3 protein-coding genes are annotated in these 2,803 nt (G+C 65.7%); 2 read left to right on the forward strand and 1 reads right to left on the reverse strand.

Annotated elements, in window-relative coordinates; all coding sequences use genetic code 11:
• Nucleotides 1-310 precede the first annotated feature (310 nt).
• Both ACFOWZ_RS37375 and ACFOWZ_RS37380 read left to right on the forward strand, forming a co-directional pair.
• A complete protein-coding gene (locus ACFOWZ_RS37375) occupies nucleotides 311-628 on the forward strand; it encodes an AbrB/MazE/SpoVT family DNA-binding domain-containing protein (RefSeq protein ID WP_382378675.1) in 318 nt (105 codons plus the stop codon).
• On the forward strand, nucleotides 625-1,638 hold the full coding sequence (locus ACFOWZ_RS37380) for a tyrosine-type recombinase/integrase (RefSeq protein ID WP_382378676.1): 1,014 nt from the start codon (nucleotides 625-627) through the stop codon (nucleotides 1,636-1,638). Before ACFOWZ_RS37375 ends, ACFOWZ_RS37380 begins: the two co-directional genes overlap by 4 nt.
• 53 nt (nucleotides 1,639-1,691) lie before the next feature.
• Here ACFOWZ_RS37380 and ACFOWZ_RS37385 read toward each other — a convergent pair whose 3' ends face one another.
• A complete protein-coding gene (locus tag ACFOWZ_RS37385; RefSeq protein ID WP_382378677.1) occupies nucleotides 1,692-2,654 on the reverse strand; it encodes a helix-turn-helix domain-containing protein in 963 nt (320 codons plus the stop codon).
• Nucleotides 2,655-2,803: the final 149 nt, after the last annotated feature.

The following is a 2,803-nucleotide window of genomic DNA, read 5'->3' on the forward strand; positions in this document are numbered from 1 at the left end:
CACTCCGAGCAGCTGCCTGAACTTCTTACGCCCCTGTCCACCGTTCGGGGTGAACCTCACTCGGACACGGAAATGTGGCACGTGTGCCACGTCTACGTGGCAGGTGCTCAAGGACACTTGAGCACCTGTTTTGCGTTTCGGTGCCACTTCCAGGTGGCGTCCGATGACCATTTCCTACATCCGCCCCGTCGTTCCCGGCACTGCACCGGGAAATACGAGGGGCATATCCGCCCGCGCTGTCGGTCAGCCTCTCCCGCTCATTGCGGTACCGACGTCACCACCCGAACGGCTGAACAATGTGCTGTACAGCGTGGCCACGCTCGACGACCGCGGCCGGGTCGCCGACCGCCAGATGACCGCCGCGCTGAACTGGACCGCCACGACCCGGTTGAACATCCGCCACCACGACGGCCTGCTGGCTGTGACCGCCGACCCGCACGGCGTCTTCAAACTCTCCAAACAGGGACATGTCCGCCTACCGGCCGACGTCCGCAGGGCGGGGCATCTGAGGTCCGGCGACCGGGTCCTCCTCGTCGCTCACCTCGACCGCCAGGCGATCACGGTCTTCCCTCCCGTCGCGCTGGACCAGCTGGTGCTCCCCGTTCTGCCGGGTGGTGAGGACCTGTGACCGGCGCGCCGACCCAGGCCGAACTGGAGGCCGCGCGCCTGGTTCTCGACCGGATGGGCGTGACCGCCGAGGACCTGCTCAACTCGGTCAAACCGCCGGCCCCGACCTTTGGTGAGTACATCCCGGTCGTGGCCGCGGCCGTGAGCGACGGCACCCGCCGTGCCTACGGCTCCTACTGGAACCGAGTGCTGGAGCAGTGGGCCGACATCTCGCTGAGCGACCGCACCCCGACCGACATCCAACGGCTCGTCCAGCACGTCAAGGCCAACCTCACCGTGCGCCGCAACACCCGCAACGGCAACTCCGCGGCGGAGCACCTCATCGCCGCGCTGCGCTGCCTTTACCGCCACGCGGTCAACGACGAGCTCATCGACGAACGTTCCAACCCCGCCGCCAAGGTCGCCAAACCCCGGCGACAGCCCAGCAACCGACGCGCCCTGTCCGGCAAACAGATGGACCAGCTCAACGACGTCGTCGCGACCACGGGCAACGACCCCCAGCTCGATTCGCTGATCATCCGGTTCCACACCGAAACCGCGGCCCGACGTGGTGGCGCACTGGCCCTGCGTCCCAAGGACCTCGACGAGGAGCAGTGCCTGGTTTACCTCCGCGAGAAGGGCGAGACCTCACGCTGGCAACCGGTCTCACCCACGCTGATGTGGCACCTGTTCCAACACGTCGAACATCGCGGGGCACCCATGAACGGCCGTCTGCTCCGCTACGCAGACGGCCGCCCGATCACCTACCACCGCTACGACCGCCTCTGGAACCGCGTCGGCGAGAACCTCGCCTGGGCAGCCAAGCAAGGCGTCAGCACGCACTGGCTCCGCTACACCACCCTGACCTGGGTCGAACGCAACTTCGGCTACGCGGTCGCCCGCGCCTTCGCCGGGCACAACGACACCAACACCGAGGCAGGCAGCACAACCACCTACGTCCGCGCCACCCTCGAAGAAGTCGCCACAGCACTCGCCGCACTCACCGGCGAACACCATCCGCTCGCCACGTGACGGAGTCCAGCACAGCAGGTGCGTGCTCCTCGTGCGAGGAGCACGCACCCCACTCACAACCTGTTGGCACTTAGCACCGGCGGAAGCCCTACATGACCTGAGGGGTCGGCCGTGGACAACCGCTCACCAAGCTGGAGCAGCAACGCTTTCGACTGTTCCTCATCCAGGCTGACAGCGTCGAGCGAAGACACAACCTCTTGATAGCCCTCGACCGCGGCCTTCGCTTCTTCGATCAGTGTCGAGTGCTCGTGTTCGAGGAAGACCAGCGGCTCGTGCGCCGGAAACGTCAGCCGGGTGAACGCCCCGCGCATGCCTGCGTGCGCACCGACCGCCGTCGGCAAGACCCTGATCGCGACGTTCTTACGGACCCCCATCAGCAACAGGTGATGCACCTGACCGACGTGGACCTCGTGGCCACCGACCGGCAGATGCAGCGCCTGCTCATGGATGTAGAACGTGCACCGCAGGTCGCTGCCGGAAACCAGCCCTTGCAGCTCCTGCGCCGCTTTGACCCGCTGATCCATCTCCTCGTCAGGCACGGTCGGGGAAGCAGACATCACCGCACGCATGTAGTCCACCGACTGCAAGAACACCGGAAGCGCGTGAGGGTGCCACGTAGTCAGGGTCTTCGCCGCGGCGATGTTCTTCACGAGCGTGCGCAGCCGCGCAGGCACACACGAGCCGTGCTGCTGCCACCAACCCCTGACGTGCGTCTCGGGTAGGAGATTCAGCAGGTGTTCACGCTCCTGAGTCGGCGTGCGGCACACGCCCAGCAGAAGTGCGAGCTCTGTTTCGGTGCATCCGATCTTGCCGTTCACGAAGTCCGACAGCTTTCCCTCCTGCCAGCCGACGAGTTCAGCAACCCTCCGCGCGGTCATTCCGGACGCGCTGATCGCCGCCCGGACCACTTCGCCGAACTCGCGACCGCGAGCGGTGGAGAATCTCTGCGGCATGTGAATTCCTTGCTGTAGCTGGGATTTGTTGTGCCAGGCACAACCAGCCAACTGCGCCAGCACCGCTCAGACCAGCTCATCAATCACGCAGCGACCCAGCACGGATCCCGCACCTACCACGCTTCACCTGCGGAAACGTCTCGGGCTAGCTGCAATGCCGTGTAGTTAAGGCGTGGGCCTGGCTGTCAAGGCGGCTGAAACGAGGCAACGGA

Origin of the sequence: Lentzea rhizosphaerae (genome assembly GCF_042649515.1) — a bacterium.
Lineage (GTDB): Bacteria > Actinomycetota > Actinomycetes > Mycobacteriales > Pseudonocardiaceae > Lentzea > Lentzea aerocolonigenes.